A 26969-nucleotide genomic window follows, 5' to 3' on the forward strand; every position below is an offset into this window, starting at 1 on the left:
TAGATCAGTATTACTTCATCAACTTGAAGATTCCATAGTAGACGCAAGAGAGTATCAAAAAGCTTCTGCAGTTCTCTTTATGGACCTTGATAATTTTAAAGATGTGAATGACACATTAGGTCATCTGAGTGGTGATATTCTTCTGAAACTTGTCGCAAGGCGCTTGCAACTATGCTCAAAATCGACTGATTTAGTCGCAAGGCTTGGAGGCGATGAGTTTGCTATTGTTCAGAATGACATTACTTGCCTTGATGATCCAAAGCATCTAGCTGAACAAATTATCTCTTCAATAACCCGCCCGTTTAAGGTCAACGATCATCAATTACATATTGGCATCAGCATCGGTATAACACTCTTGCCTTCTGATGGTTTAGATACAGGCCTTCTTTTGCAGAATGCAGATATGGCTATGTATGAGGCTAAAGGGGTCTCCGGAAGTCATTATCACTTCTTCGATTTGGAGCTGCAAAAAAGTATCCAACATAAACGTACCATCGAAATGCATCTGCATCACGCAATTGAAAACAATGAACTTAGCCTTTTATTCCAGCCCAAAATTGAGATTAAATCAGGAATAATTGTCGGTGCAGAAGCTTTATTACGATGGCACAGTAAAGAGCTAGGTCAGGTTTCTCCGGCTGAATTTATACCCATTGCGGAGAGAACTGGCTTAATTATTAAACTGGGGGCATGGGTATTAGATAACACGCTAAAGCATATTTCAGCTTGGGATAAGGCAAATATAGATGCACCTAAAATCGCAGTTAACCTATCCACCATCCAACTTCTCGATGCCAATTTAATTGTTGATATAGAAGATGCCCTAGCCGCTCACGATGTACCAGCAAACAAGTTAGAACTTGAGATCACCGAAACCGCTGCGATGTCTGATCCAGAACTTTCTCAAGCTCAATTAGAGGCCATTAAAGATATAGGTGTAAGTATTGCTCTTGATGACTTTGGCACCGGTTACTCCTCACTTTCATATCTCGCCTCACTACCGGTAGACCGGATCAAAATAGATAGAAGCTTTGTAAATGACATACAGTTTTCATCACAATCTAAAGCGATTATTGAATCGATCATTCATCTCGGCATCATTATGGGGAAAATAGTCATTGCTGAAGGGGTAGAAGAAAAGGGACAGCTCTCACTACTGCAAACTCTAGGCTGTCACGAGGTACAAGGGTATTATATTTCCAAACCCATTACAGCAGATGAATTTATTCATTTTTCGAATAACAAAGAATAGGGCTAGACGTGTATGTTTATTGCTATGAACCGCTTTAAAATCATTCCAGGTAAAGAGAATGACTTTATCGAAATTTGGAAAAATCGAGACACTTACCTAGATGAAGTGCCCGGCTTCAAGAACTTTGATCTATTACAAGGCCCTAGCACTGAAGAAGCTACCATTTTTATATCTCATAGCACCTGGGAATCCGAAGAAGCTTTCAAGCAATGGACCAAATCTGAAGCATTTAGGAAAGCACATGCCAATGCAAAACCTGCACAAGGCATCTATTTAGGCCCACCTCAATTCGAAGGCTATAACAAAGCCTTTTAAAATAAAACGGTATCCAAATTAAGCGGTTGGAACTCTCTTTAACATCACACTCCTCTCACTCTAAATACCTAGCTGGAATTAATGATAGGTAATGATCAGGGTTATTGAGTGTGAAAAAGGCAAGCTGATTGCTTGCCTTTTTATTTGCTCTTCCGTATTTACTTTAAGCGTGAACGCAGTTCTTCGCTAGCCTGATGCAAGGCAGCCTTCGTAGCTGGTAACTCTGACAGGACGTTCAACAACCCGAAGTCATGGATCATGCCTTGGTAACGTGTGTTCACTACATCAACACCAGCAGCATCTAGCTTACGCGCATAGGCCTCACCCTCGTCACGCAAAACATCGTTTTCAGCCGTGATAACTAGTGCTGGAGGCAAACCTTCCAATTGTTCAGTCGTGGCCAGCAATGGTGATGCATAGATTTCTTGACGTTGCTTAGCATCGGTAGTGTAAGCATCCCAGATGCCATTTCATCATGTCTTTGGTCAGGAAATAGCCTTCTTGATATTGGTCGTAGGACGCATTTTCAAAGCTGGCATTAGTAACTGGCCAAAACAACACTTGAGACTTAATCGCAGGAGTGCCTTTGTTCTTAGCCATCAAAGCAACAACTGCTGTCATGTTGCCACCGACACTGTTGCCAACCAAAGCCAATCGTGAACCATCGACATTAATTTCTTTCCCATGTTCAGCCACCCACTTAGTTGCAGCGTAGGCTTCGTTGATAGCGACAGGATACTGCGCTTCAGGTGATGGCGTGTAGTTCACGAAAACTGCTGCGGCACCGGAATCTACGACCAGATCACGCACAAAGCGTTCATGGGTAGGATAATCCCCCAAGATCCAGCCGCCTCCATGGAAGAACATGAACACCGGCAGTTCTTCTTTATCTCCTTCTGGTCTGACGATAGTAAGGCTGATTTCTTTGCCATTAACCTTAATAGTTTTCTCACTTACGTCAGCAGGAGGTAGTTCGGCACCTTGTTGAGCCGAAACCAGCACTGAGCGAGCACCTGCGGGGCTCAGAGTTTCAATGGGGGCACCGCCGCCTTGAGCTAGAGCATTGAGAAATGCCTGTGACTTGCTTTCAACAGTCGGACCGCCAGCCGCATGGACTAGGCTAGTTGATAAAATTATCGCCGCAACAGTCAAATTCTTTTTGAACAGTTTCATAATAATACTCCGATATAAATTTGTGTAAATCCTGGTTATTTGATGCTTAAACGCACGTCGATGTTGTTGCGAGTAGCGTTAGAGTAAGGGCAAACTATGTGTGCCTGCCCAACCAATGCTTGCACCTGATCTTGTGGGAGACCGGGCACATTGATGACTAGATCGACCTCGATACCGAAGCCTGTTGGGATCTGACCGATACCCACTTCTGCAGTTACTTCACTGTCAGTTGGAAGATATAGTTTGTTTTTCGCTGCAACAAACTTAAGCGCACCCAAAAAGCAAGCAGAGTAACCCGCAGCGAACAGCTGTTCTGGGTTGGTGCCTGGTCCACCAGCGCCACCTAGTTCTTTAGGTGTGGATAGCTGAACTTCAAGTACCTTATCCGCTGAAGTAGAACGACCTTCGCGACCACCAGTTGAAGTTGCAGAAGTTCGGTAAAGAACGTTTGCGATAGTCATGATGTGATTCCTTATAAATTTGATTTAGGGTTGTGTTACTCAGTGACAGGGATATACTATCTCTGCATCGATACTTTTGATGCCTAAAAGTCTTAATAAATTGATAATCTGTATTTTATGACTGATCGTCTTGAATCCTTATTTAACAACTTCTCAGTAAACGCCCGAGTGTTTCACTCTGGGCGGTTATGCGGTATCAACTCGCTGGATGAAGACGAGGGATGTGGGCAGCTACATCTAGTTAAAAAGGGACGTATAGAGATTCACAATCAGGGGCAGGAAAAACTGCTTGTGACCGAGCCAAGCTTGCTGCTCTACCCTCGCCCTCTGGCTAGACGCTTTATTACGGACGCAACAGAGGGAGCAGAACTTGTATGTGCCAATCTCTATTTTGAGGGCGGGAATTCTAACCCTATCCATGAGGCACTGCCGGCTTTTGTGTGCCTGCCACTATCTGTGATTGATGGCGCTGAGGCGATCTTAGACGTCCTGTTTGAAGAAGCATTTGAGACTCGCTGCGGTCGGCAGGTGCTGATTAATAAACTTTTTGATGTCGGACTAATTCAGATACTGCGACATCTTATGGAGTCTGCGCAGGTCAATGGAGGGATGCTTGCGGGGCTGTCTCATCCAAAATTACGCAAGTCGCTAGTGGCCATGCACGAGCACCCTGAGAAGAATTGGTCACTCAATAGTTTGGCGGAAACTGCCGGGATGTCTCGGAGTGTTTTCGCGAATACATTTCGTGAGTGTGTTGGATCTACGCCAGGTAATTACCTACAAAGTTGGCGTGTGCATCTAACCAAAAAGGCATTGCGGTCTGGCCGTGCAGTGAAGCTGATTATATTTGATGTAGGCTACAGCAGCGAAGCAGCCCTCATTCGTGCCTTTAAATCACAGTGCGGCATGACACCGAAGGAATGGCTGAGAAGTGACCAAAGTACCCATGGGGCTAACAAACGACAGATCTAGCAACATAGTGACGATTCAATTCCAACCAAACGAAAAATTAATACATTATTCCCTAACAGTGAATTCCAACCAGATATTTCAAATACCCAAATAAAAAAGCGGCTATTTCAGCCGCTTTTTTTAATCTATCAGAGTGTCGATAAGATCTATCATAAACTCAGTCTGCTCTTCCGTCATGATCTCCCAACCATCTAGGTCCATGCTTAGCAGCACTCCCTGGCCTTTGGGATCATTTTGCATACTCACAAGAAACTCTTGGAACTGAGGGATTAACGCCTCCAATTCTGGAGAAACTAATAAAGCATGATGAACATCACTGATTTCACTAGCCACCAGCACCTTCATCTGCTTACGAATTAGTTCAGACAGATCATCATAAGCATCCTTCAGAAAGAAACCCGCATCAGCTTGATTATTAATTAAGCGTTTCGCAACAATAACGTATGTATCAACAGTACTTAATTCAGTGTTAGAGCCATCCAGATCTGCAGGCTCCAACATAATCATGCCAATCCGGTTAACATCAGGGTCACTGGTGGCAACTAAACGACTATTAGGCTGAAGATCTTCTACGCAATTATATTGCGCATCTACATGGGTTGCGATGACTGTTTCGTCAGATTTTGAAATGGGGCGCACAACTGCTTTAAAGCCCAATTCACGAACAAGCATTGATGCATCGAAGGGGTTTGCGTAAACAAGATCATACTTACCCTCCTGAATATCGATTCTTTGCGCTTCAAAGCTATCATAAAGCTCTAAATGCACCGGTCGGTCTAATTGACGCTGAAGCCAAGTATTAAAAATAAACCAACCGGATATGTGATCTGGAGAAAAATCAGGACTCACTGTTAAATTAAGCTTCAAGGAATCACCCTACTTCATCGTTAAATACAAGGCTTCGCTTTCTGCTATTTTTCGAAGGGAAGGTTTTCGCCTTACAGAAGTGTAACCGACGACTGAGCCATTGCGGATATTTGGAATAACGGTAGCTTTAACCCAATAATAGCTGCCATCTTTACGCAGATTCTTTACGTATCCATGCCACTTCTTACCGGTCTTAAGCGTATCCCACAAATCTGCAAACGCAGCTGCAGGCATATCGGGATGTCTTAAAATGTTGTGGTTTTGCCCAATTAACTCTTCCTGAGTATATCCAGACATTTCAACAAATGCCTGGTTAGCATGGGTTATAACTCCTTTCGTATCCGTACGAGAGACAATCAGCTTACCTTCTGGATATGGCTCTTCTTTATCTACTATTTTAGTAGTGCGTGTTTCACCGCCAAAATATTTGATGACAACTTCTTCAACGCTTTCCGCCTGCAATTCTGACATCAACCAACCAACAATTTATAGAATTTTACCTATAGCCTCAGCCGCACGTTTAACATCAAGGAAGATCAAACCCAACCGCGCGTTAGGCTTCGCTACTACAGTTAGAACAGACTCATGATTAGCGTGAGTCATCAATATATAGCCCGAATCACCCTTAACAAGAACCTGTTCTAGATCTCCGCGAGCTAGTTCATTTGCTGTACGCTCACCAAGCGAAAGCATGGCAGCGCTCATTGCACCCACCCGATCTTCATCCAGACCAGCGGGAAGAAGAGCTGCGATCATAAGACCATCTGTTGAAATGACAGCGGAAGCTTCAATCTCTGCTGAAGTACCGTTTAAGTCACTCAAGATTGAGGTCAGCATTTCTGAGCGCATATAATTACTCCTTTAATGTAAGGCATTAAAATACAGTTATCTGAAAATGGATCATTGATGAACATCAATAATCAAGATAACGCCTTGCTAAAACGCTTAATAAATCCACATAATTTCCTTGGTTTAAACGAGGCATCTGATCTATAACCAATACGAAACGTTGATGACCAAGGTGAATTACCCAAAAACCCACTTGACTCAATCCAACTGGGTCCAACATCCCCCAAGATTCCCCCATAAATGAAAGGTCGCGGTTAAGTAGGAGACTGTGGCGCTCGTGTAATGAGCTTAAATCTGCTGCCAAAGCACAAAGAGCCTCGGCATGATCTGCCTCGTAGCCTATAGACCCAAGACAAAAACCATGGTTATCTGCTAAAGCAACTTTACCTGTGCTGGATAACCCGGAAAGCAATTCAGGTAAAATTTGTTCAATGGAGTCGCTAATCATGCGCGATGGTCTTTTACTCAATTGAACAAAGTTCTTATCAATAAGCTTGTCAAACAGTTCCTTAGCTTCGCCTTCATCAAGATCAGTCAATTCCATTACTAATTCATGACTGAATGGCAACGAAACATCAGAACTAAGAAGCTGGAGCAATAACGCTCTTGCGTCATCCGGTTCTGAACCTACGGTCGCGTAAAAAGCCCCTGCCGGACAGATCTGAATAAATTGATTTTGGATAGTAGCATTTGTCACAAAATAACTCCGATACCTTTCCTAACCTACCGCTTTATTCCTGAAACCAGCCAAGTGAATACGCACCACACATAAACGTAAATACAACACGTTGCGGTACATCCAATATTCTTACAATATCCAGTGCTGTCATCTGCTGACCACTCCATACCTCACTAATTTCTTGACCATCAGGTATGGCCTGAAATGATTCAAAATTAGGTTGCACCGTTAATTGCATTAACTTCTCTGGATCCATTCCATTTAACAGCCGCCCTCTAGATGTCCAAAGGGCAACTTTCCAAATAAGTGACTCAATATTTTCCGCTAGGTGTTTTGTTGTATCCTCAAGCTGGAAGTCACCTTTTGGTTCAATCTCCAATTCGCCATAGCCAAATCGGGTTAAAGCAAGCTGATTTAAGAAATCATCACTGAAGGTTGTATAAAACAAACGCTGATCAGGAAAAACGAACATCTGGCCTGGTAACCCAGTGATCTCAACAGGTTGATCGAGTTTAACTGCAAGGTCAACCGCTTCCGTCATTTTAACTAATAAAGAGCCTTCGGGATTAAAAAAGATAGTCCTTCGCTCATCAGAGCGAGACAAGTCAACATCAGCAGCATTTCCGCAGCATTGCAGGATCTGTTCTTTAGTCAATACAGGAGCAGGAGTTACAGTGTTTTCTTGATCTTTTTTCTCAGCTTTTTCAGCTCTTTTAGCTAGTTGCTCTTTCTTTTTCTGATTATCGAGTAACTTTTGTTTCAACTTCTTCGCTTTTTGAGCAGCAAGCTTCTTTTGCTCTTCCTTTAAACGCTTCTCTTCTTCGATTTTTTTCTTCTTTAGAAGAAACAACTTCTTAGCTTTTTTCTTAGCTAAGATAGCTTCGTGCTTAGCTTTTTCTGCTTCAAGCTCACGTTTTAGCTGCTCTTCTTGTTCTCTTATATCTGCTTCAATCTGCTGCACTAACCGATCAGAAGCACTAACGACCAAATTACCTTTCATTAGCTTCTGCTTGAGTGCCTCTCCCTGCCTCTTCCGAGCATAATCGCGGCTTCGATAAAAATCGATGTTATTCGGATTAATCTCTTTTTTGGCCTGCTGCGTAACTTGTGATTCAGTCTCAGATAATGGCATCGAGAAGCTTCTGAGAAGAGTTAAGAGATCTTGAGCACTATGAGGCTTTTTAAGCAGCCTAAAACCATCCCAATTGAGCTGTCTTATACTCACAACCACTCGACATTCAGCTGGATAGTTCTCAACTATTGACTGACATAGCTGTTCATCATCTTCCCCATGATCTCCATTAACAATGAGGATATGTGCTGTGTTTGCGGTAACGATCTCACAATCAACTTCAGACGATAAGCAATACTCGAACATTGCCTGATTAGGTCCTGAGAAACCAATCAATGCAATCTTGCGAACGTTTTCCAGTTGGCTGCGTTTATTAAAGCTCATAGACTTTTAAATACCTACCCGATCTCATCCATGCAGACTGGCTGGCTGAAATCTTCCATTTATCAGAACAGAATGTTCTGTTGAAAGTTCTGACAGCGCCGATAGATCGTCTTCTTCGATAGCTCGTTGTATAACCTCACGAACTTTTGGCTTCATAACCTTTCGAGCCTGCTCAAAAAGACGTTGGCGTAATTTTGGCCCTTTTTTACCAAGAACCAACAAAAAATCTGCAAAAGCACCTTCAAGTGCGTCACTATCGTAACAAGCAATTGAAAGGTAAATACGCTTAGTATGAAGGCGCAGTTCATCAGGCTCTGCAGCTACCATTCGCGTGAAATGGTATAAAATCCTACGACCTTGATGCCCACGATATATAAGGTACCTAGGATGTTGTGCATCGAAAGCTGCTTGAATCCGTCCCGTATTCGGACTATCAAAATCGGCATTCAATTCCCAGTCAGCTAACGCATCCCAAATTAAAGAACTCACAAAATGCTCCTGCTTTTATTATCGATACATCCAGTAAAGAAGTCGCAACATAAAATCGACTAATTCAGGATGGTTCTTTAGTTATTGGTAATATTCCAAACAGGTGTTTGTTTTATATCTCGACCGACGTAAGAATACAAATTTATCAATCAATTAATACACTAATGAACAGTTTTCTCTGTCAAAAGTATAACCTTATCTAATTTCACGGCAGATTAATTTTTTCTTTAATATCAACCTAGTAAGAATAGCTTATTTTTCATCCCTATATATAGGTTTAATACAAAGTCTTAACCTTGAAGCTATAAGACGAAAATGTAAGGTACCCAATTTAGGCTTGAGACAAAAAATTTTAATTGCCGGAACATTGGATTTTACCTAACCGTCTATTTATCCAGCAACGCTTGAATCCATTCAAGATCCTGATGACCAAACCAGCTATCAAAAATTTCTAGATTTTCATCAAAGTAGATCCACGTTGGCGTACCTTGTAAATCATTATTCAGAAAAGTTCTACCCATCAGGCTCATCGGCACCAAGCGTTGTGCTAAATGGTTCTTAATATTTTGCTTTAAAGTCTTTGACAGACGCTCGTTATCAAACACATTAAAAACGGATTCCTCTAACTTAGAAATGGTCTGACTAGGCATAAACCAATCCATTACAACAGGCAGCTCAAAGTTATAGGGTAACTTTTGATGACCTAATTGAGCAAAATGACGCTTTGAATGAAGCGTTAAATCACCTTGCTCCAGCAATGCCTTGGTTGTTTTGACGTTGTTCAAATTGAAATTTTCGAAAGCAGTGGAAAGTGCAAAGCAATTTATAGACTTATTTGCTTCACTAATTTTGGTCAACATAGGTAACGCTCTAGATAAGCACCCTGGACAATTGACTTGAAAAACAAGCATTAAATTTCTTTCAGATATAGCAACAGAACCTTGGACTACCTTACCCAACTGGAGGTCTAACTGCATAAACTATCCTTTACTGCTTAGTGCAGCTACAGCGTCATCAATGCTAAGTGGCTTATAAAAATAGAAACCTTGGAATGTTGAGACTCGCATCGCCCTAATCAGATCAACCTGCTCTTTAGTTTCAACACCTTCCACCACCAGCTCTTTGCGCAGTTTACGCCCGATTTCAACCATACCTTGAAGAACGACTCGCGCATCTTTATGATCAGCAACGCACTGAACAAAGCTCCGATCAATCTTTATGACATCCAAAGGAAGCCTTAATAAATAACTTAGGGAAGAGAATCCAGCTCCAAAATCATCTAAACATATTGAAAAGCCTATCGATTTAAGTGAATTAAGGTGTTCTATAGCAGCATCACTTCTGATTAGAGCGTTTTCTGTGATTTCTAACTGCAACAAAGAAAGATCTGGCTTTAATTCTTTTGTAAGCCTCGCTATTTCACTAATGAATTCACTATGATGAAGTGAATTAGCAGAAACATTTATCGAGATGGGCACATTTATTTGAGGGTATTGCTTAAGTATGGAGCATGACTGCTCAAACACGTATAGATCAATATCAAAGAACAAACCCGATTGTTCAATCACTGGAATGAAAGCATTCGGAGGAACAATGCCTTTAACTGGATGCTGCCATCTTATTAAAGCCTCATAGCCATTGACCTGCTCGGTGACCGCATCCACTTTAGGCTGAAGCACCAAAAAGAACTCACGATTAACTAGCGCATTACGAATATCATTTAGAAGATTAAGGTGATTCCTTGATACCTCTTCATACGCACGATCAAATTCTTGTCCTGCCCCTCTTCGATTTTCTTTTGCGACCTTTAGTGCTACTTCAGCATGACGTAACATCTGCTCAGCAGTGTCTTGCGAAAACTCTTCTGCAAGCTCACAAGAGCTCCCTACCGTTATTCCCAATCGAATTGAGTTGCCTTCGACAAATAATGGCTTCGCACATTCTCTTGCCACATCGCTGGCATCCAGATCGGTATCAACCATCAAGATTGCAAATACATCCGTGTGTAAACGTGCTAACAACGTATTCTCGCCATAGATCCTTTTAAGGTTCCCTGCCATCTCTGCTAGCACTTTATTACCATAGTCATAACCTAGAGATTCAATAATATTATGAAAATAGTCGAGATCAGCGAGAAAAATCGTACAGCGATTACCCTTAGATCTTACAAATGTTACCGCGTTTTCTATTAGGCCCAAACGACTATACAAGCCTGTTACAGAATCAAAGTAAGCCGCTTTGTTGAGATGCGAGAAAAATTTAGCGTTCTCTAAACCTAATCCCACATTCATACAGAAAACCTGAAGCAATTCTTCGTCAACATTCTGCAAATCCCGAGCCCCTTCCAGCATAATCACGCCTTCCCACATAGAAGGAGTTGATAGATACAGTCCTGTATAAAGTTCGCCAATACTATGCTGCTTGCTATCAAGCACATTTTTAACTAAATGACTCAAACCATCAGTATCTAACTGCTCAATTTTTCTCCCAAAAAAATGATCATACTTATTTGATGCAGCGACAACGAAATACTCATCGTCGAGCCCTTTGCGTAGTGCCAAGGGACCATTATGTGGTCTTTGAGATACACAGAATATACCATCAGCATCGATGTTAAATAGCGCACTGATCTGTAATAAGACTCCTCTAGCAAAGTCATTAACTGAACGCTCCTTTATAAGATCTGAAGACGCATCAATGATTGATCTCAGGCCTAATTTGCTGTTTTCTAACGCACAAAGGTGCTTATATGAACGAAGGGCCGTTGCTAACGCTGTAAATAACCTAGATTTAGTCAGCTCGTTTTTAGTTTTATAAGCGTTAATTTCATAACGCTCGATAATTTCATTTTCAGGTGCATAGCCAGGTTGGCCAGTTCTTAGAATTATTTGTACATTATGCCGATTGAGATCCTCACGAATCTGCTCAGCCAGTAGCAATCCGGCATTAGGGGCTTCCATAACCACATCAAGTAACACAACCGCAATATCATCATGCTTTTCTATAAGCTTATAGCCCTCCTCACCGCTATAAGCATGCAAAAATTTTAATGGGTGCCCCAAGATATCAGTTCTGGACAAAGCAAGAGTTGTTACCTGGTGAACTGACTCTTCGTCATCAATAATTGCAACTTTCCAAGGCTCTCGGGTGTCCTCCACTTCAGGTTCATTCGAATCATCTATGATATTTAAAAGCACATCACTCATCATCATTATCCTGTTTCGGAGCTACCAGAGGTAACACTACTTCAAATTGAGTACCCACTTTGCTCGACACTGATATAGATCCGCCTAGAACACCAGTGACAATGTTATGTACAATATTTAATCCTAAACCAGAGCCCCCTTGCCCTAGTTTCGTGGTATAAAACGGGTCAAAGATGCGGTTGATTTTTGACTCTTCAATTCCAGTTCCATTATCGTTAAAGTAAATTCTCACGCTGTTATCAAGACACGTAAATCTTATATTGATTTCACCGTCATCGCGCCCATCAAAGCCATGCATAATAGAATTATTAAATAGATTAGTTACAACTTGCCCAAGTGGGCCAGGGTAACTATCCATCATTAATTCGACATCACCTTCAACTCTATACTTGTAGTTTGTACCTTTTAATTGGTGGCGAACAGTCATCATTACTTCATCGATAACCTCTTTCAAAGCAAATTTCCGTCGACTAGAACTCGACTGATCTGTTGCTACTTGTTTAAAGTTTTGAATAAGGTGACTTGCCTTATCTAAAGAGCTTTCCATAACTGCAAATGATTCAGCTGCCTCTCGCTCGAATTGATCCAAGAATGACTGCTTAAGCTCACCCGCTTTTATAGAGCGCATAAGCTCATCAATATTTTCTTTTAGATGACTAGACATGGTTACCGAAACACCTATTGGTGTATTAATTTCATGAGAGACACCCGCGACCAAGGAACCCAATGAAGCAAGTTTTTCACTAGCAATGAGCTTATCCTGAGCCTGCTCAAGGTTTTCAAGCGCACTAGAAAGTTTATCTCGCTCTCCCTTAAGACTGGCTTGCATCTTCTCATCAGCTAATCGAAGCTCATCTAGCTCCGTTAACTCAGCCTGAAACTGCCTCAAACTATTGATGATGTCGCCAATTTCATCATTACGATTACTTTCAGCGATCTCAAAATCTCTCTCACCACCTCTTAGTTTATTAATGGATTCAGATATCGCTGTCATAGGCGCAAAAATAGACCGCTTCGTGTAGGTTACAATCGCGACTAAAAGTGCGACACCGCCAACGAGTGTAAATATCAGGAGATAGTTAACCTTATTTGATAGGTCAACCAGATCATTCATACTATTTTCAACTCGGCGCCTAGCATGGGAAGACATTCCTTCCAGAAGCTCTTCCAACTCGCCAAATGCGTTATGCTCTATATCTTCAATAGCCGCTAATGCGTCAATTCTGTTTCTAGCTGCATAGATTTCGAAAACTTCGGCCCCACCACTTTTAAGCTCATTAAACAACCGCTCTACTTCAGCTATGCGGACTAATTCATGAGGTTTTTTCTCTAAAGGCTTTAGGCTAGCAAGGAAGGATTCGAATTGAAGAGCGTTACCAAAGAAACTCTTACGGGCATTTTGATCTCCTAATACAAACCTATCTAAGTCGGCAAGCATATCCCCTGCCTCATCAACAAGCTCTAGGTAATATCGCACAGAAGGCAAATCATCATTAATAATCTGATCTAAATCGTTAGAAGAGCCAACGTCTGCAATCTCCTCTTCTTTCATATCGTCGAGAAGATTTTCGAGCGGACCACCGACCTCCCGGATAAGCCGGTTAATACTTCGAGTAGCTTGCTCCTCAAGAATGGGATCAAATCGACTAAAGACCCTTTTTTCAGCGTTCTCATTAGCCGTGGCAATTAAACGATCGACAGTGATCATTTTCTTATAGGCATCACTAATGGGGGGTATTTCCTTTCGATATTGGTCAAACTCTTCTTTATTCGCAAAATATTCTTGCTTCTCTTCAGACTCACCCAACACATACTCAAGCAGATTAGAATTCATATCTCCTAATTCATCTTGCATTGCTTGGGTATATAGTGCGACAGGCATATCCCTTGTTGTTACCTCACCACTGGACTCACTCACCTTGAGACCAACAACAATCTGTACAACAACAAAGACAGCAAAAACAACTGACACAGCTAATAAGCTGAGGTTAATACGGGTAAGAATAGAACTGCGCTTCATAGCCTCCCCCCACTGAAAGTATTCTCAGTATAGGATGCGTATTTCAATACTGCAGAGACTAATAGGATTATTTAGAAGCTAAAAATGAAAAAAGCCTGCTGTGCAGGCTTAAACATATAGATGAGGGAGCGATCGAATATCACAAATCAGGCAAATCATAATGAGATAGAAGTTCATCAATCTCATTTTTATTACTACATTCCTGTACTTGTCTAACGACATCAGGTGTTAGATGTGGTGCAAAACGCTGAATAAAATCATACATATAACCACGTAAAAAAGTTCCCTTGCGGAAACCGATCTTAGTGGTGCTCGGTTCAAACAGGTGACTGGCATCTAAACGAACCAAATCACTATCTTGACGCTCATCAAAAGCCATTGAGGCGATAATACCCACACCCAAGCCAAGACGAACATAAGTTTTAATGACATCAGAATCCACGGCCGTGAAGACAACCTTCGGTTCTAACCCTTCTTTAATGAAAGCCTCATCTAATTTAGAGCGGCCAGTAAAACCAAATACGTATGTAACGATCGGTTGTTCAGCCAAATCAGCCAGCGTTAACTTAGAAACTTGCGTCAACGGATGATCTTTAGGAACAACTACAGAACGGTTCCAACGATAACAAGGCATCATGATCAAATCACTGAAATGCGCCATTGCTTCTGTAGCAATCGCAAAATCTACAGAACCATCTGCAGCCATTTCTGAGATCTGCATTGGTGTACCCTGATGCATATGAAGCGATACCTCAGGATACTCCTTCATAAAACCAGTAATCGTAGGTGGTAGTGCGTACCGGGCCTGAGTATGGGTGGTAGCAACATCCAAACTTCCCTTGCGCTCATCACTAAATTCTTGCGCTACCTGCTTGATACTTTCAACTTTCTGCAGAATTTCTCCTGCAACAGACAGAATAGCCTGACCTGCTGGTGTTACACGGGTAAGATGCTTACCACTACGGGCAAACACCTCAACCCCTAACTCATCTTCGAGCAATCTGATTTGCTTACTGATGCCTGGCTGTGATGTATATAGGCTTTGAGCTGTGGCAGAGACATTAAGGTCATGTCTTGCAACTTCCCAGATATAACGTAGCTGCTGCAATTTCATCAAACACTCCAGATAAACTCAGTAGACATGTAATTGTTTAGTAATAAAAAACAACTCTAATATAACAGTTTAGAATAAATTCTATCCTAATGCATCTAAGTTATAAGAATTATAGACGGCTGTTTAAACGCCTAATCTCTTCATCTTGAGTTATGATTTTTTTCTCTAAACTAGATATCTTAGCTAGCGCTTTGATCAGCTCTTTTTCCTTGTCATTGTATTGATTTCTGACACTAGATTCTCGACGAGATTGCTCATTAGCAATAGCCACTTGTTTCTGGCGAGCCTTTCTTAATTCTTCATCAAGCTCTTTAATTTTGCTTTCTAACCGCTTGTTTTTATTTGTTTCAGATAGAAGCTGAGTATTGATTTTAGATAGATCTCTATTCTGGCCACTACTATCATGCTTGATCTTTTTGAGTTCGTCTTCGAGGCTTTTTATTTGTGTTTTCTGCGTATCATGTTTTACATCTTTACGCGCTAGTTCAGCTTGTAAATCATGAATGGACTTAGTTAAAGCCGATTCCTTTTTACCCACTTCATCACGCAACTTTTCTAATGCGCCACGGTAATAACGAACGTCAGCATCGGCTTTACTTACCGCATCAAGCGTATGTCTTTGCTCATCTTTAATACGCTGATCAAATGTTCGTTTACTGTCATCGTGAGTTTTTCGTAGATGAGTAAGCTCTTGTTCAACGTTAGATTTGGCCTGCTCTTCTTGCTTACGCTGAGATGTTTCCGCCATTAAGTTAGATTTCAAAACCTCTATCTCAGCTTCTAGCCCTTTAATCTGAGAGTGAATCTCTTCATTTCGGCTAATTTGGTTTCGCAACTTTTCTTCTAATTCTAATAACTGACCCCGAGACGCTTGTAGGGATTCATCTGCCTCACGACGAACGACATCAATACCAATTTCCTGCCGATGCTTATCCTCAACAAACTTACTACTCGCTTCCTGAACTGCTTGTTGCCATACACGCGCAAACGCTTGCCCCAAAACTTCCGGTACGTCCGGAACAACGATAGACGATGCGGAAACAGATAACCTTTCTGGCACCAACTCCCACCAACTATCAAAATACCCTTCAATCTCTGCTGGTTGGTGACCAAGAGACTCTGCAACAACTGATAATGTTGGCTGAACACCCGCCATTAATAAGCGATCGGCAGTTGCATAAGTTTTATCTTTTAATTCCATATCACTCATTCAGAGAAACCTACTTACTATTAATACTTTTAAAACGTTTTACGGCTTTTTGTAACTGCATATCTAATGGTGCTTTGACTATCTTTCGCCCACCAGAAGGTAATGGAAAACGTAATTCTGCTGCATGAAGAAACAGGCGTTTAAATCCATGCTCTCGCATTGCAGCATTATCTTCATCTGGCGTGTACTTTTCATCCCCAACAATAGGATGGCCAGCAAATTGGCAGTGAACTCTAATTTGGTGTGTACGACCGGTAATCGGTCTAGCCTCAACCAAGGTAGCTTGGCGACCAAAACGCTCAAGGACTTTGTATTCAGTTAACGAAGCCTTACCGTCTGCTGCAACTTTGACAACACGTTCGCCAGATTTAAGTTCGTTCTTACGTAAAGGCGCATCAATTTTGCGCTTTCGCTCATTCCAACTGCCAATGACTAACGCGTGATATATTTTAGTGATAGTGCTTTTCTGCAAAGATTCATGCATTAATTTAAGCGCACTACGCTTTTTAGCCATCATGATACAACCTGATGTATCGCGATCTAAGCGATGGACTAATTCTAGAAACTTGCACTGAGGGCGCATCTGACGAAACGACTCAATCAAACCTAAACTAATACCACTGCCTCCATGCACAGCGATACCAGAAGGCTTATTTACCACAATAATGTCGTTATCTTCGTAAAGAATAGAGGCCTCTAGTTTCTCACTGAGCTGATCACTAACTTTAGCAGGCTCTTTCTTATCGGCTAAACGTACAGGCGGGATTCGAACTAAGTCATTTAGCTTTAGACGATACTCCGGCTTTACGCGTTTTTTATTTACTCTAACCTCGCCTTTTCGAAGGATTCGGTAAACAAGGCTTTTAGGTGCGCCTTTAAGAGCAGTGATTAAAAAATTATCGATCCTCTGCCCATCATTATTTTCAGTTATTTCTACGAAACGAACCTTGCTTGCTTCTTGACTGTTTTGCTGTGACATATTTGATATGAAAACCGATTACCGAATTGATGCACTAGTTGATAGCTGCTATATTCTAGCGCTGCTGCAGTCTGTTGGCTTTATCTTTTTTCACAGGTGCCGTAATACAGACCAAATATCACAGTTAAATACGCTGTAGATGCCGTCAGCAACAAAGAATTTAATTAAAAAGCTTTTCACCCAGCCGAGTATGACCGGTTGGAGGTAGGGACGTACTTTAGCCAGGAACCTGCTTTTATAAAGCAGCAACAATTAGCTAGAAGAAGAAATAGGCTACTGATTCCTCTACCGTGGACGATTGATACGCCGATTGCGTATCAATAAAAATTACCATCAGATTAGATGGCTTTAATCCCTGCGCACCATATTGCTGCAGGCTTGGCTATTATAGCCGCCCGAAACATAATTGATCGGGTAAATGCCTTATATACTGCATGTGAGTCCAAAAGACGGGTACCCTCTGGGCACTCTGGCTTGGCGAAAAGCGTTCTATTAAGAGAACGTCATGAAAAGAATGCTAATCAACGCAACTCAACCTGAAGAGTTGCGCGTAGCGCTGGTTGATGGCCAGCGCTTATATGATCTGGATATTGAATCCGGCTCAAGAGAACAGAAAAAAGCCAATATTTATAAAGGCAAAATCACCCGCATCGAGCCAAGCCTAGAAGCTGCATTCGTAGATTACGGTGCTGAACGCCACGGCTTCCTACCGCTTAAAGAAATTTCTCGCGAATACTTTATCAAGCCACCTACTCGTGGCTCACGCCCAAACATTAAAGAAGTGCTGAAAGAAGGCACTGAAGTTATTGTTCAGGTTGATAAAGAAGAGCGCGGCAATAAAGGTGCAGCACTAACCACCTTCATTAGCCTTGCTGGTCGCTACCTTGTGCTTATGCCAAACAACCCTCGTGCAGGCGGCATCTCCCGCCGCATCGAAGGCGAAGAACGCACACAATTAAAAGAAGCACTTTCCGGCGTAAATGTTCCTAAACAGATGGGCATTATCGTTCGTACAGCAGGTGTTGGCCGCACAAGCGAAGAGCTTCAGTGGGACTTTGAATACCTTCAAACACTATGGACTGCTATTAAGCAAGCCTCTGAAGAAAAGCCTGCTCCATTCCTAATCTATCAGGAAAGCAACGTAGTAATCCGTGCCGTTCGAGATTACCTACGCTCAGATATCGGCGAAGTCTTAATCGACGACCCGCAAGTTTTCGAAGATGCTAAAAACTTCGTTAAGCAGGTAATGCCCACTTACGAAAACAAAATTAAGCATTACTCAGAACAAACACCATTGTTCAATCGCTTCCAGATTGAGACGCAGATTGAAACTGCATTCCAGCGCGAAGTAACACTTCCTTCTGGCGGCTCAATTGTAATCGATCCAACTGAAGCCCTGGTATCAATCGACATCAACTCTGCCCGAGCAACACGTGGCGGTGATATCGAAGAGACAGCACTTCACACCAACCTTGAAGCAGCTGACGAAATCGCACGCCAATTACGTCTGCGTGATATCGGCGGTTTGGTTGTTATCGATTTCATCGACATGACACCAATCAAGAACCAGCGTGAAGTAGAAAATCGCCTGAGAGATGCCCTAAAACTTGATCGCGCTCGCGTACAAATGGGACGAATCTCTCGCTTCGGCCTACTTGAGATGTCTCGTCAACGCTTACGCCCTTCTCTTGCAGAAACACGCGGCGTTGTATGTCCTCGCTGTAACGGCCAAGGCACTATCCGTGATACGGAGTCTCTTGCTCTATCCATTCTTCGCCTTATCGAAGAAGAATCTGGTAAGGACCGTACAGCTCAAATCCGTGCAATTTTGCCGGTTAGTGTAGCAACATACCTACTCAACGAAAAACGTCATGCGGTTCATGATATTGAACTTCGCCAAGATGTTCGTGTTGTTATTGTTCCTAACCCGAACATGGAAACACCGCACTACGAAGTTGTTCGTTTACGTGACGATCACACCGTTGCGACAACAAATGATGCAAGCTACACAATGCAGCCAGAGCCAGAAGAAGCCGAGTCACTGGAAGCCGCTGCGACCTCTCAAGCTAGCGCTCCTCGCGAACAAGCAGCTGTGCGCAGCGTTGCCCCTAAAACTCCTGCACCAGAAGCCGCTACAGAAACACCTAAAGCAGCTACACCTACCCCAGTACCAGTTAAGAACAATGCGTCCCTTGGCAGCCGTGTAGTTGGCATGTTCAAGAGCCTCTTTGGTGGCAGCAGCTCTGAAACCACAGAAGAAAAAGAACAGCAAAGCGAAGACAAAAACACTTCACGCCCTAAACGTAAGCGTAATGAACGCACTGATTCAGGCCGCAAGCGTCGCCGTCGTGACAATGATCGTAAGCGTACTCCTAAGCAGAACGATGAGATCATTACCGTACAACCAGAGCCTGATCAGCCTCTAAACCAAAACGAAGATAAGCCAAAGCGTCGTCGCCGCAAACGTAAAGGCGAGAACGAACAGGTAGATTCCAAAAGCAAACAGGATCTGAGCAACACAGACTCTCAGAACACTGAAGAGCAAGAAGAAGCACCACGCAATCCACGTCGCCGTGGCCGTCGTCGTCGCACCACTGAACGCTCTGCTAAACGCACTAATAACGTAGCTACGGAAGTTGAAACTAAAGAAACAGCATCAGCTGCTGAAGCTACTAGCGAAGATACAGAAACCACAAATACGGTAAGCGAAAGCTCTGAAGCCAAAGCATCTGAAGCAACAGTTGAAACAACGCCAACTGAAACTGCAGAAGCGACAGAAAAAACTACGGAAGCGACTGAAACTGTAGAAGCAAATGAAACTTCAGAAGCAACTGAAACTGCAGAAGCAACTGAAACTGTAGAAGCTACCGAAACTACAGAAGTGACTGAAACTACAGAAGCAACTGAAACTACAGAAGCTACTGAAACTACAGAGGCGACTGAAACTGCAGAAGCAACTGAAACTGCAGAAGCAACTGAAACTGCAGAAGCAACTGAAACTACAGAAGCGACTGAAACGACAGAAGCGACTGAAACGACAGAAGCGACTGAAACTACAGAAGCGACTGAAACTACAGAAGCGACTGAAACTGCAGAAGCAACAAAAACTGCAGAAGCCACTGAAACTGTAGCCGCAACAGCAGAGCCAGAAGCCAATGAAAGACCTGTTCGCAAACGTCGTACTCGTCGCGCACCAAACGATCCCCGTGAAGTTCGCAAACGCCAAAACGTAGAATCAGAGTCAACTGAGAAATAATTTAGATACAAATAAAAAAGGGGCTACTTAGCCCCTTTTTCTTTGCCTGATATAAAGACCCACCAAGCAATTAATACAAAATTACTTCTTCTTAAAAATATCCAGCAACTTCTTCTTTGAATCAGTTTCTTTTGAGGGTAAAGCCTTTTCGAATCTTTTCTGTATAGATTCTAACTTTTCTTCTTTTTTCTTGTGTTTTGCCTTCTCTCTAGAAGCATCCAAACTAACAACTTTACCTGACATAAATCACCCACCGCTTAGCGTCTGTCTTGTGACTCAGTTCCACGTTTTTCGTAAGAGTCTTGAGCTTCATTTGGTTGTTTAGGTTTTTGCTCAGCTTTCCACTGATCCAGCTCATCAAAATAGACGTCCCAGACACATTGATAACACCCACTTTCGCAACACTCAAAGTCCCCAGGGGGAACTGGCTTTTCTTTCGAACTCATATAAACCTCACTCACAAGTTCATTCTACAAAAGAAAACACCTATTGAAATTGCAATTAAACCTAAAGTATCACACAAACACTCAACACAAAAACTGCAACAAAAGTAAGCTATAAATAGTAGTCGAACTACAAAAAACTAACGAGTTAGCTCTTTTTTGCACTGCAACAAGCGCAAAATTAAAAAAAAGTTGTAAAAACACAACAACATTAGCCATAAGTACATAGGCCAGACGTATGACTCAGCGTCTAATTTCAGTATAATTCTGTCACTAAATTACAACCATCGGGTTTAAAAATAGTGGAGAAAGGCGGCCACAAGCCACCTTGATTTAAACCCTTGGCCGCACTGCCATAAAACTTTGGGGATTACAATGACTACAAAAAAACAAACCATCTATTACACCCTAACCGACGAAGCACCATCCTTGGCGACATGTTCACTTCTGCCAATCGTAAGAGCTTTCACTTCTGCAGCAGACATCGACGTAAAAATCACAGATATCTCTTTAGCTGGGCGCGTACTGTCCGCCTTCCCTGAGAAGCTTACTGCAGAACAGCGTGTTGAAGATGGCCTAAAGTTTCTAGGCGAACTAACTCAAGATCCGGAAGCAAACATCATCAAGCTTCCAAATATCAGTGCTTCAATCCCTCAGCTAAAAGCATGCATCACTGAGCTTCAAGGCCAGGGCTACGATATCCCTGATTATCCAGAAGACCCAAAGACGGATGAAGATGTAGACGCACAACAGCGCTACTCAAAAATCCTTGGTTCTGCAGTAAACCCAGTCTTACGTGAAGGTAACTCTGACCGTCGTGCACCAGGTGCAGTAAAAGCTTTTGCTAGAAAATTCCCACACTCAATGGGTAAATGGAGTAAGGCTTCTCGCACACACGCCGATTACATGCGCGACGGAGACTTCTTCTCTAGCGAACAATCCCTAACTATGGAAGAAGCCGGCATAGTTCGTATCGAATTCGTAGATCCAGCTGGCAACGTTGAAGTTAAAAAAGAAGTTAGCCTAGAAAAAGGTGAAATCTTCGACAGCATGCGCATGAGCTGCAAGGCCCTACGTGAATTCTTTGAAGAGACTCTGCAAGATGCTCAAGAAACTGGCGTTATGTGGTCACTACACGTTAAAGCTACGATGATGAAGGTTTCCCACCCTATCGTTTTCGGTCACGCTGTAACTGTATTCTACAAAGAGCTATTCGATGAGTACGGTGACTTCTTCGAAGAACTTGGCGTAAACCCAAATAATGGTATTGGTAGCGTATACGATAAGATCGCTGATCTACCACGCTCTAAGCGTGAAGAGATTGAAGAAGCGATCCACGCTTGCCACGAGCATCGTCCAGAAATGGCGATGGTTGATTCTGTAAAAGGAATCACTAACCTACACGTTCCTTCCGACGTAATCGTTGACGCATCTATGCCAGCAATGATTCGTAATGGCGGCAAAATGTGGGGCCCTGATGGTCGTCCGAAAGATACTAAAGCGGTAATGCCAGAGCGTACTTACGCACGCATTTACCAAGACATGATCAACTTCTGTAAAACAAACGGCGCTTTCGACCCAACTAAAATTGGTACAGTGCCAAACGTTGGCTTGATGGCTAAGAAAGCAGAAGAATACGGTTCTCACGACAAAACTTTCGAAACTGAAGCAGGCACAATGCGTGTAGTAGCTGCGGATGGCACTGTTCTAATGGAACACGAAGTTGAGAAAGGCGATATCTGGCGCGCATGCCAAACTAAAGACGAGCCAATCCGTGACTGGGTTAAACTAGCTGTTACTCGTGCTCGTCAGTCCGATACCCCTGCCATCTTCTGGCTAGATCAAGAACGTGCACACGATCTTGAATTAACTAAGAAAGTTAACGAATACCTGAAAGATCACGACACTGACGGCCTAGAGATTTACGTTAAATCTTACAGCCAAGCTATTCGTTTCACTATGGATCGCATGGTTCGCGGCAAAGACACTATCTCCGTTACTGGTAACGTACTACGTGACTACCTTACTGACCTATTCCCAATCATTGAGCTTGGTACATCTGCGAAAATGCTATCCATTGTACCAATGCTTAAAGGTGGCGGCATGTACGAAACTGGCGCAGGCGGTTCTGCTCCTAAGCACGTACAACAGGTTGAAGAAGAGAACCACCTACGCTGGGACTCCCTAGGTGAATTCCTAGCACTAGCTGTGTCTCTTGAAGATCTAGGCATCAAGCAGGGCAACAAACGCGCTGCCGTACTTTCTAAGACACTAGATGCAGCTACAGGCCGACTACTAGAAGAGAACAAATCGCCTTCTCGTAAGACTGGTGAGCTAGATAACCGTGGCAGCCACTTCTACCTAGGCCTATTCTGGGCACAAGAAGTAGCCGCTCAAACTGAAGATCCAGAACTTGCAGCAGACTTTAGAGAGCTTGCTGAAACTCTAACAAGCCAAGAAGATCAGATCATCTCTGAGCTTGCCGAGTGCCAAGGCTCTCCAGCTGAACTTGACGGTTACTACCACGCTAAACGCGAACTGGTTAAAAAAGTTATGCGCCCAAGCGCTACACTAAATGCAGCACTTGCAGCAGCAACCAAATAATTAGCTACCCGCTAACTAAAAACCCGGCTTCAAGCCGGGTTTTTTATTATATAGAACTGCCGTTACTATACTCATGGGTAAATAGTTAACATCAGTTCGGTAGCCCAATTAGAAACCTATTCAAACGATGCTCATTAGCATGCTTCTTTATAGCACCTCAGATTGCTATAGCAGACAACATTAGACTGACTACACATCAGCTCCCACCTTATAGCTACATACAAGACAAAATAATCACTGGCACGGCTGTAGAAGTCGTCAAATGCACCATAAATAAATTACCAGGCTATTCATTAGAAATAATTATTACGCCCTGGAAGCGCGCACAAAGCATGGCAAGACATAAGGCAGTTGATGGCTTTTTTGCAGCATCTCATAATAAAGATCGTGACAGACACGCGGTTATGTCAGAAATTATTGCCGAACAGAAGTGGACTTGGTATTTGCTGAAAAACAACACACTTGATCCATCGGCAGACGACTTTAAGCAGAGAGGCGTAGTTACCAGCTTCTTAGGGGCCAATATGCAAAAGTGACTTTTACAAAATGACTTTCAAACCATAAATAACCCGCCACAAGATAATCAAAAGCTGCTTTCCTTCCTTCTTAGTGGATGAGTTGATGCAATCCTAGCAAACGATCAGGTCATGAATAGCTTGATCGATGAGTTTGGGCATAAAGAAAAAGTTAGATCCGCACTCAATCGCAACAAACCTCTTGGAGTTTATTTCGGGAAAGACTTACTAGTTTCACAATCCTTGTTTTTAGAACATTTCAATAAGGCGGTAGTTACTGCAGACAATAAAAAAGCACGCAAAAGCGTGCTTTTTTGAACTGATGTAGAATGCTTATGAAAGATTCGCAATACGGTTTAAGCCCGCAATAGCCGCAACTCTGTAAGCCTCAGCCATTGTTGGATAGTTAAACGTAGTATTGATGAAATACTTAAGCGTATTTGCTTCGCCTTCCTGAGCCATAATAGCCTGACCGATATGAACGATCTCTGAGGCATGCTCACCAAAGCAATGAATACCTAGAATTTCTAAGGTATCGCGATTGAATAGAATCTTAAGCATGCCAACCGGCTGGCCATAGATCTGTGCACGCGCAGTATCTTTAAAGAAAGCCTGTCCCACTTCATAAGGCACACATTCTTTTGTTAGCTCTTCTTCAGTTTTACCTACAGAGCTAATTTCTGGAATTGTGTAGATACCAGTAGGTACCTCATTGATATAACGGAAGTCTTCAGCAGACAACATATCTGCAGCAGCTGCACGCCCCTGATCAAGTGCTGCAGAAGCAAGGCTTGGCCACCCTACAACGTCACCCGCAGCATAGATACCTTCACAAGATGTACGGTAATGATCATCAACTTCTAGCTGGCCACGGCTATTAGCCTCTAGGCCGATGTTTTCTAACTTAAGCGTCTCAGTGTTACCGCTACGGCCATTACACCACAGGAAAGCATCTGCGCGAATCTTCTTACCAGACTGAAGCGTAAGCGTAACACCACGCTCATCAGCAACAACACTTTCATAAGTTTCATTATGGCGAATCTTCACAGCATTGTTACGAAGGTGATAGCTCAATGAATCAGAGATCTCAGCATCCAAGAAAGACAGTAGACGAGTCTGACTATCAACTAAATCAACTTTTACGCCCAAGCCACTGAAAATCGAAGCGTACTCAGAACCGATAACCCCAGCACCATAGATGATCAATGTGCGAGGAGTGTGACTTAGCTTGAGAACCGTATCAGAGTTGTAGATACGAGGATGGTTAAAATCGATATCAGCTGGCGTATAAGGACGCGAACCTGTTGCAATTACAACGTTCTTAGCACGCAGCGTCTCATCACCCTTAGAGGTACCACGTACAATAATTGTATTTTTGTCTTCAAATTCAGCTACACCGAAGAAAACATCAATACGGTTACGCGCATAGAAGTTGGTACGCAGCATTACTTGGCTGGACATAACTTTCTCTGCACGCTTTAAGACCTTAGGAAAGGAGAACCAACGTGGTTCACCGATATCACGGAACATAGGGTTAGTGTTAAATTCTATGATCTGTTTTACAGAGTGGCGTAGGGCCTTAGATGGGATTGTACCTTTATGCGTACAGTTACCACCTACGGCCTCCTGCTCTTCGATAACAGCTACACGACGCCCTTTTTTCGCGGCGTTCATTGCTGCACCTTCACCAGCAGGACCAGAACCTATCACAATGACATCATAGTCATATACCGCCATCATTTACCCCTATCTTATAATTATATCTTATTGTTTCAGCTGATCTTTTTATTAAGAACAGCTTACTCTTAGTTACGCAGCTCTCAATTATTCTTTAGATTTAACTTCGTAACTTAGATCTGCAGATGCTTCTTCTTTAGCCTGTCTATCTTGTTCTTCTTCGCATTTTTGAGGGTCATCACCGCAGATGCTGCACTTACCTTCAATACCAACATTAGCCAAACCACCACATGAACCACTAATAGGCTTACGTCCCAAAATCACGCCAACAGACATGGCGACTATGACACATAACAAGATGACAAAAGATAAGATAATTGTGCTCATAATTAAAACCTATTGAACAAGATATTGTTTAAAACCAGGAGTCATTTTCTCAACAAATCCACTCTCGGCCTTAATGATAAAAAATGCTTCGATACCGTTCTCAAGCGCAAATGCTTGCGCCCTCTCTTCGCCCATAACCATCATCGCTGTGGCATAGGCATCAGCCTCGGCACAACTCGGCATCAGCACCGTAACAGATGCTAATCTATGGGTAATCGGACTGCCAGTCGACGTATCTATTGTATGAGAAAAACGAACACCATTCTCTTCAAAATAGTTTCGGTAATCTCCCGACGTAGCTATACCTACATCTTTCACTGCAATAATTCGTTGCACCGAGCGATCAAATCCCGCTGTCGGAGACTCAATAGCAATCTTCCATTCACTACCATCAGGCTTTAACCCTTTAGCGCGCAACTCACCACCAATTTCAACAAGATAGCTTTCGACGCCCCGCTCCTCTAGTAAAGTCGCAAGCACATCTACACCGTATCCTTTAGCAATCGCTGATAGGTCAATATAACCAGCCTTCTCTTTGGTTAGCGTTTTGCCATTAAGTTCCAAATAGTTATAACCGATCTCTTGCTGAACCTGCTTAATCTCAAGCTGGGATGGCGCCTTAATTATACGCCCATCCGGCCCAAAGCCCCACAAATTTACAAGTGGCCCTACAGTTACATCAAACGCACCTGAAGAAAGAGCACTTATATCGATGGATTTGGACAAAAGGAATGCTAGATCATTAGAGAGCTCAACAGAGCTACCCGCAGGAAGATTATTGATAAGAGAAAGTTCGGAATCATCAATGTAGGTCGACATCGCTTGATTTACTTCTAGCAAAGCCTGATTGAAAACTGCTGGATTGATAGCAGGTTGATTCTGAATAGGAATCCACTTGACCGTATAAGTCGTCCCCATTGTTAAACCTTGATGAGATTTAACCTCAGGAGGTTTTTCCTTACAGGCCGATAACAAAGCCAATAAAAACAAAATGGCCAGCAGCTGAGCTGCCGGCCATTTGTAGGCTTGTCTTTTGACAAACATA

At 42.7% G+C, this 26969-nt stretch carries 26 protein-coding genes; 6 read left to right on the top strand and 20 right to left on the bottom strand.

Annotation, left to right across the window (positions count from 1 at the left end):
• Positions 1-34 precede the first annotated feature (34 nt).
• The gene (locus tag ACMXYO_RS09080) at positions 35-1252 is read left to right on the top strand and encodes a putative bifunctional diguanylate cyclase/phosphodiesterase (RefSeq protein ID WP_415888084.1); all 1218 of its coding nucleotides are present in this window, start codon (positions 35-37) and stop codon (positions 1250-1252) included.
• A gap of 12 nt (positions 1253-1264) precedes the next feature.
• A complete protein-coding gene (locus tag ACMXYO_RS09085) occupies positions 1265-1567 on the top strand; it encodes an antibiotic biosynthesis monooxygenase family protein (RefSeq protein WP_415884825.1) in 303 nt (100 codons plus the stop codon).
• Positions 1568-1725: 158 nt separating this feature from the next.
• On the opposite strand, the gene ACMXYO_RS09090 is transcribed toward ACMXYO_RS09085, so the two are convergent.
• Genes ACMXYO_RS09090 through ACMXYO_RS09100 form a run of 3 tightly spaced genes read right to left on the bottom strand, consistent with a single transcriptional unit; the run spans position 1726 to position 3201 of the window.
• Positions 1726-1974, bottom strand: coding sequence for an alpha/beta hydrolase (locus ACMXYO_RS09090; protein ID WP_415884826.1), 249 nt, complete (start codon positions 1972-1974; stop codon positions 1726-1728).
• Positions 1975-2002: 28 nt separating this feature from the next.
• Positions 2003-2740 (bottom strand): alpha/beta hydrolase fold domain-containing protein, encoded by a 738-nt coding sequence (locus tag ACMXYO_RS09095; protein WP_415884827.1) that lies wholly within the window; start codon positions 2738-2740, stop codon positions 2003-2005.
• Between the two features lie 35 nt (positions 2741-2775).
• Positions 2776-3201, bottom strand: a complete 426-nt coding sequence (locus tag ACMXYO_RS09100) for an organic hydroperoxide resistance protein (RefSeq protein ID WP_415884828.1) — start codon at positions 3199-3201, stop codon at positions 2776-2778.
• Positions 3202-3318: 117 nt separating this feature from the next.
• Between ACMXYO_RS09100 and ACMXYO_RS09105 the strand changes: the two genes are divergently transcribed.
• Positions 3319-4173 (top strand): AraC family transcriptional regulator, encoded by an 855-nt coding sequence (locus ACMXYO_RS09105; RefSeq protein ID WP_415884829.1) that lies wholly within the window; start codon positions 3319-3321, stop codon positions 4171-4173.
• 120 nt (positions 4174-4293) lie between these two features.
• Here ACMXYO_RS09105 and ACMXYO_RS09110 read toward each other — a convergent pair whose 3' ends face one another.
• From ACMXYO_RS09110 to rluC, 12 genes are all read right to left on the bottom strand, one after another.
• Positions 4294-5040 carry a phosphate/phosphite/phosphonate ABC transporter substrate-binding protein gene (locus ACMXYO_RS09110; RefSeq protein WP_415884830.1) on the bottom strand — a complete coding sequence of 249 codons (747 nt, stop codon included), beginning with the start codon at positions 5038-5040 and terminating at the stop codon, positions 4294-4296.
• Between the two features lie 9 nt (positions 5041-5049).
• Entirely contained in the window at positions 5050-5511 is a 462-nt protein-coding gene (locus tag ACMXYO_RS09115; protein WP_415884831.1) for a PAS domain-containing protein, read from the bottom strand.
• A gap of 15 nt (positions 5512-5526) precedes the next feature.
• On the bottom strand, positions 5527-5889 hold the full coding sequence (locus ACMXYO_RS09120; protein ID WP_415884832.1) for a roadblock/LC7 domain-containing protein: 363 nt from the start codon (positions 5887-5889) through the stop codon (positions 5527-5529).
• Between the two features lie 64 nt (positions 5890-5953).
• Positions 5954-6586 (bottom strand): hypothetical protein, encoded by a 633-nt coding sequence (locus ACMXYO_RS09125; RefSeq protein ID WP_415884833.1) that lies wholly within the window; start codon positions 6584-6586, stop codon positions 5954-5956.
• A 34-nt stretch (positions 6587-6620) separates the two neighbouring features.
• Positions 6621-8024, bottom strand: coding sequence for a hypothetical protein (locus tag ACMXYO_RS09130; protein ID WP_415884834.1), 1404 nt, complete (start codon positions 8022-8024; stop codon positions 6621-6623).
• 24 nt (positions 8025-8048) lie between these two features.
• Positions 8049-8513, bottom strand: coding sequence for a hypothetical protein (locus tag ACMXYO_RS09135; RefSeq protein ID WP_415884835.1), 465 nt, complete (start codon positions 8511-8513; stop codon positions 8049-8051).
• A 386-nt stretch (positions 8514-8899) separates the two neighbouring features.
• Positions 8900-9490: a hypothetical protein gene (locus ACMXYO_RS09140; RefSeq protein ID WP_415884836.1), complete on the bottom strand. Its 591-nt coding sequence runs from the start codon at positions 9488-9490 to the stop codon at positions 8900-8902.
• A gap of 3 nt (positions 9491-9493) precedes the next feature.
• Complete coding sequence (locus ACMXYO_RS09145; protein ID WP_415884837.1) at positions 9494-11719, bottom strand: EAL domain-containing protein; 2226 nt, start codon at positions 11717-11719, stop codon at positions 9494-9496.
• Positions 11712-13739, bottom strand: coding sequence for an ATP-binding protein (locus ACMXYO_RS09150; protein ID WP_415884838.1), 2028 nt, complete (start codon positions 13737-13739; stop codon positions 11712-11714). Before ACMXYO_RS09150 ends, ACMXYO_RS09145 begins: the two co-directional genes overlap by 8 nt.
• A 139-nt stretch (positions 13740-13878) precedes the next feature.
• On the bottom strand, positions 13879-14853 hold the full coding sequence (cysB, locus tag ACMXYO_RS09155) for an HTH-type transcriptional regulator CysB (RefSeq protein WP_415884839.1): 975 nt from the start codon (positions 14851-14853) through the stop codon (positions 13879-13881).
• A gap of 109 nt (positions 14854-14962) precedes the next feature.
• Entirely contained in the window at positions 14963-16063 is a 1101-nt protein-coding gene (locus ACMXYO_RS09160; protein ID WP_415884840.1) for a DNA-binding protein, read from the bottom strand.
• Positions 16064-16073: 10 nt separating this feature from the next.
• The gene (rluC, locus tag ACMXYO_RS09165) at positions 16074-17042 is read right to left on the bottom strand and encodes a 23S rRNA pseudouridine(955/2504/2580) synthase RluC (protein WP_415884841.1); all 969 of its coding nucleotides are present in this window, start codon (positions 17040-17042) and stop codon (positions 16074-16076) included.
• Between the two features lie 505 nt (positions 17043-17547).
• On the opposite strand from rluC, the gene rne reads away from it, so the two are divergent.
• Positions 17548-20298: a ribonuclease E gene (gene rne, locus ACMXYO_RS09170; protein ID WP_415884842.1), complete on the top strand. Its 2751-nt coding sequence runs from the start codon at positions 17548-17550 to the stop codon at positions 20296-20298.
• Between the two features lie 81 nt (positions 20299-20379).
• On the opposite strand, the gene ACMXYO_RS09175 is transcribed toward rne, so the two are convergent.
• Both ACMXYO_RS09175 and ACMXYO_RS09180 read right to left on the bottom strand, forming a co-directional pair.
• Positions 20380-20541, bottom strand: a complete 162-nt coding sequence (locus ACMXYO_RS09175; protein ID WP_415884518.1) for a hypothetical protein — start codon at positions 20539-20541, stop codon at positions 20380-20382.
• Positions 20542-20555: 14 nt separating this feature from the next.
• Positions 20556-20744, bottom strand: a complete 189-nt coding sequence (locus tag ACMXYO_RS09180) for an oxidoreductase-like domain-containing protein (RefSeq protein ID WP_415884843.1) — start codon at positions 20742-20744, stop codon at positions 20556-20558.
• 372 nt (positions 20745-21116) lie between these two features.
• Here ACMXYO_RS09180 and ACMXYO_RS09185 point away from each other — a divergent pair, with 372 nt between their 5' ends.
• Together ACMXYO_RS09185 and ACMXYO_RS09190 are read left to right on the top strand one after the other, a co-directional pair.
• Positions 21117-23345 carry an NADP-dependent isocitrate dehydrogenase gene (locus ACMXYO_RS09185; RefSeq protein ID WP_415884844.1) on the top strand — a complete coding sequence of 743 codons (2229 nt, stop codon included), beginning with the start codon at positions 21117-21119 and terminating at the stop codon, positions 23343-23345.
• 332 nt (positions 23346-23677) lie between these two features.
• Positions 23678-23881, top strand: coding sequence for a hypothetical protein (locus tag ACMXYO_RS09190; protein WP_415884845.1), 204 nt, complete (start codon positions 23678-23680; stop codon positions 23879-23881).
• Between the two features lie 312 nt (positions 23882-24193).
• On the opposite strand, the gene sthA is transcribed toward ACMXYO_RS09190, so the two are convergent.
• The 3 genes from sthA to ACMXYO_RS09205 all read right to left on the bottom strand — a co-directional run bounded on the left by sthA (position 24194) and on the right by ACMXYO_RS09205 (position 26968).
• Positions 24194-25597, bottom strand: coding sequence for a Si-specific NAD(P)(+) transhydrogenase (sthA, locus tag ACMXYO_RS09195; RefSeq protein ID WP_415884846.1), 1404 nt, complete (start codon positions 25595-25597; stop codon positions 24194-24196).
• Positions 25598-25684: 87 nt separating this feature from the next.
• A complete protein-coding gene (gene nqrM, locus ACMXYO_RS09200) occupies positions 25685-25924 on the bottom strand; it encodes a (Na+)-NQR maturation NqrM (protein WP_415884513.1) in 240 nt (79 codons plus the stop codon).
• A gap of 9 nt (positions 25925-25933) precedes the next feature.
• Complete coding sequence (locus ACMXYO_RS09205; protein ID WP_415884847.1) at positions 25934-26968, bottom strand: FAD:protein FMN transferase; 1035 nt, start codon at positions 26966-26968, stop codon at positions 25934-25936.
• Position 26969 lies beyond the last annotated feature (1 nt).

Origin of the sequence: Neptuniibacter sp. QD37_6 (assembly GCF_047778085.1) — a bacterium.
Taxonomy (GTDB): domain Bacteria; phylum Pseudomonadota; class Gammaproteobacteria; order Pseudomonadales; family Balneatricaceae; genus Neptuniibacter.

Bases quoted from the DNA above. Each gene is read 5' to 3' on its own strand.
- rluC (WP_415884841.1), bottom strand. From the start codon at position 17,042: ATGTCACAGCAAAACAGTCAAGAAGCAAGCAAGGTTCGTTTCGTAGAA.
- nqrM (WP_415884513.1), bottom strand. From the start codon at position 25,924: ATGAGCACAATTATCTTATCTTTTGTCATCTTGTTATGTGTCATAGTC.
- ACMXYO_RS09145 (WP_415884837.1), bottom strand. From the start codon at position 11,719: ATGAGTGATGTGCTTTTAAATATCATAGATGATTCGAATGAACCTGAA.
- ACMXYO_RS09160 (WP_415884840.1), bottom strand. From the start codon at position 16,063: ATGAGTGATATGGAATTAAAAGATAAAACTTATGCAACTGCCGATCGC.
- ACMXYO_RS09190 (WP_415884845.1), top strand. From the start codon at position 23,678: ATGGCAAGACATAAGGCAGTTGATGGCTTTTTTGCAGCATCTCATAAT.
- sthA (WP_415884846.1), bottom strand. From the start codon at position 25,597: ATGGCGGTATATGACTATGATGTCATTGTGATAGGTTCTGGTCCTGCT.
- ACMXYO_RS09140 (WP_415884836.1), bottom strand. From the start codon at position 9,490: ATGCAGTTAGACCTCCAGTTGGGTAAGGTAGTCCAAGGTTCTGTTGCT.
- rne (WP_415884842.1), top strand. From the start codon at position 17,548: ATGAAAAGAATGCTAATCAACGCAACTCAACCTGAAGAGTTGCGCGTA.
- ACMXYO_RS09205 (WP_415884847.1), bottom strand. From the start codon at position 26,968: ATGTTTGTCAAAAGACAAGCCTACAAATGGCCGGCAGCTCAGCTGCTG.
- ACMXYO_RS09185 (WP_415884844.1), top strand. From the start codon at position 21,117: ATGACTACAAAAAAACAAACCATCTATTACACCCTAACCGACGAAGCA.
- ACMXYO_RS09105 (WP_415884829.1), top strand. From the start codon at position 3,319: ATGACTGATCGTCTTGAATCCTTATTTAACAACTTCTCAGTAAACGCC.
- ACMXYO_RS09175 (WP_415884518.1), bottom strand. From the start codon at position 20,541: ATGTCAGGTAAAGTTGTTAGTTTGGATGCTTCTAGAGAGAAGGCAAAA.
- ACMXYO_RS09150 (WP_415884838.1), bottom strand. From the start codon at position 13,739: ATGAAGCGCAGTTCTATTCTTACCCGTATTAACCTCAGCTTATTAGCT.
- ACMXYO_RS09130 (WP_415884834.1), bottom strand. From the start codon at position 8,024: ATGAGCTTTAATAAACGCAGCCAACTGGAAAACGTTCGCAAGATTGCA.
- ACMXYO_RS09120 (WP_415884832.1), bottom strand. From the start codon at position 5,889: ATGCGCTCAGAAATGCTGACCTCAATCTTGAGTGACTTAAACGGTACT.
- ACMXYO_RS09095 (WP_415884827.1), bottom strand. From the start codon at position 2,740: ATGAAACTGTTCAAAAAGAATTTGACTGTTGCGGCGATAATTTTATCA.
- cysB (WP_415884839.1), bottom strand. From the start codon at position 14,853: ATGAAATTGCAGCAGCTACGTTATATCTGGGAAGTTGCAAGACATGAC.
- ACMXYO_RS09085 (WP_415884825.1), top strand. From the start codon at position 1,265: ATGTTTATTGCTATGAACCGCTTTAAAATCATTCCAGGTAAAGAGAAT.
- ACMXYO_RS09115 (WP_415884831.1), bottom strand. From the start codon at position 5,511: ATGTCAGAATTGCAGGCGGAAAGCGTTGAAGAAGTTGTCATCAAATAT.
- ACMXYO_RS09100 (WP_415884828.1), bottom strand. From the start codon at position 3,201: ATGACTATCGCAAACGTTCTTTACCGAACTTCTGCAACTTCAACTGGT.
- ACMXYO_RS09180 (WP_415884843.1), bottom strand. From the start codon at position 20,744: ATGAGTTCGAAAGAAAAGCCAGTTCCCCCTGGGGACTTTGAGTGTTGC.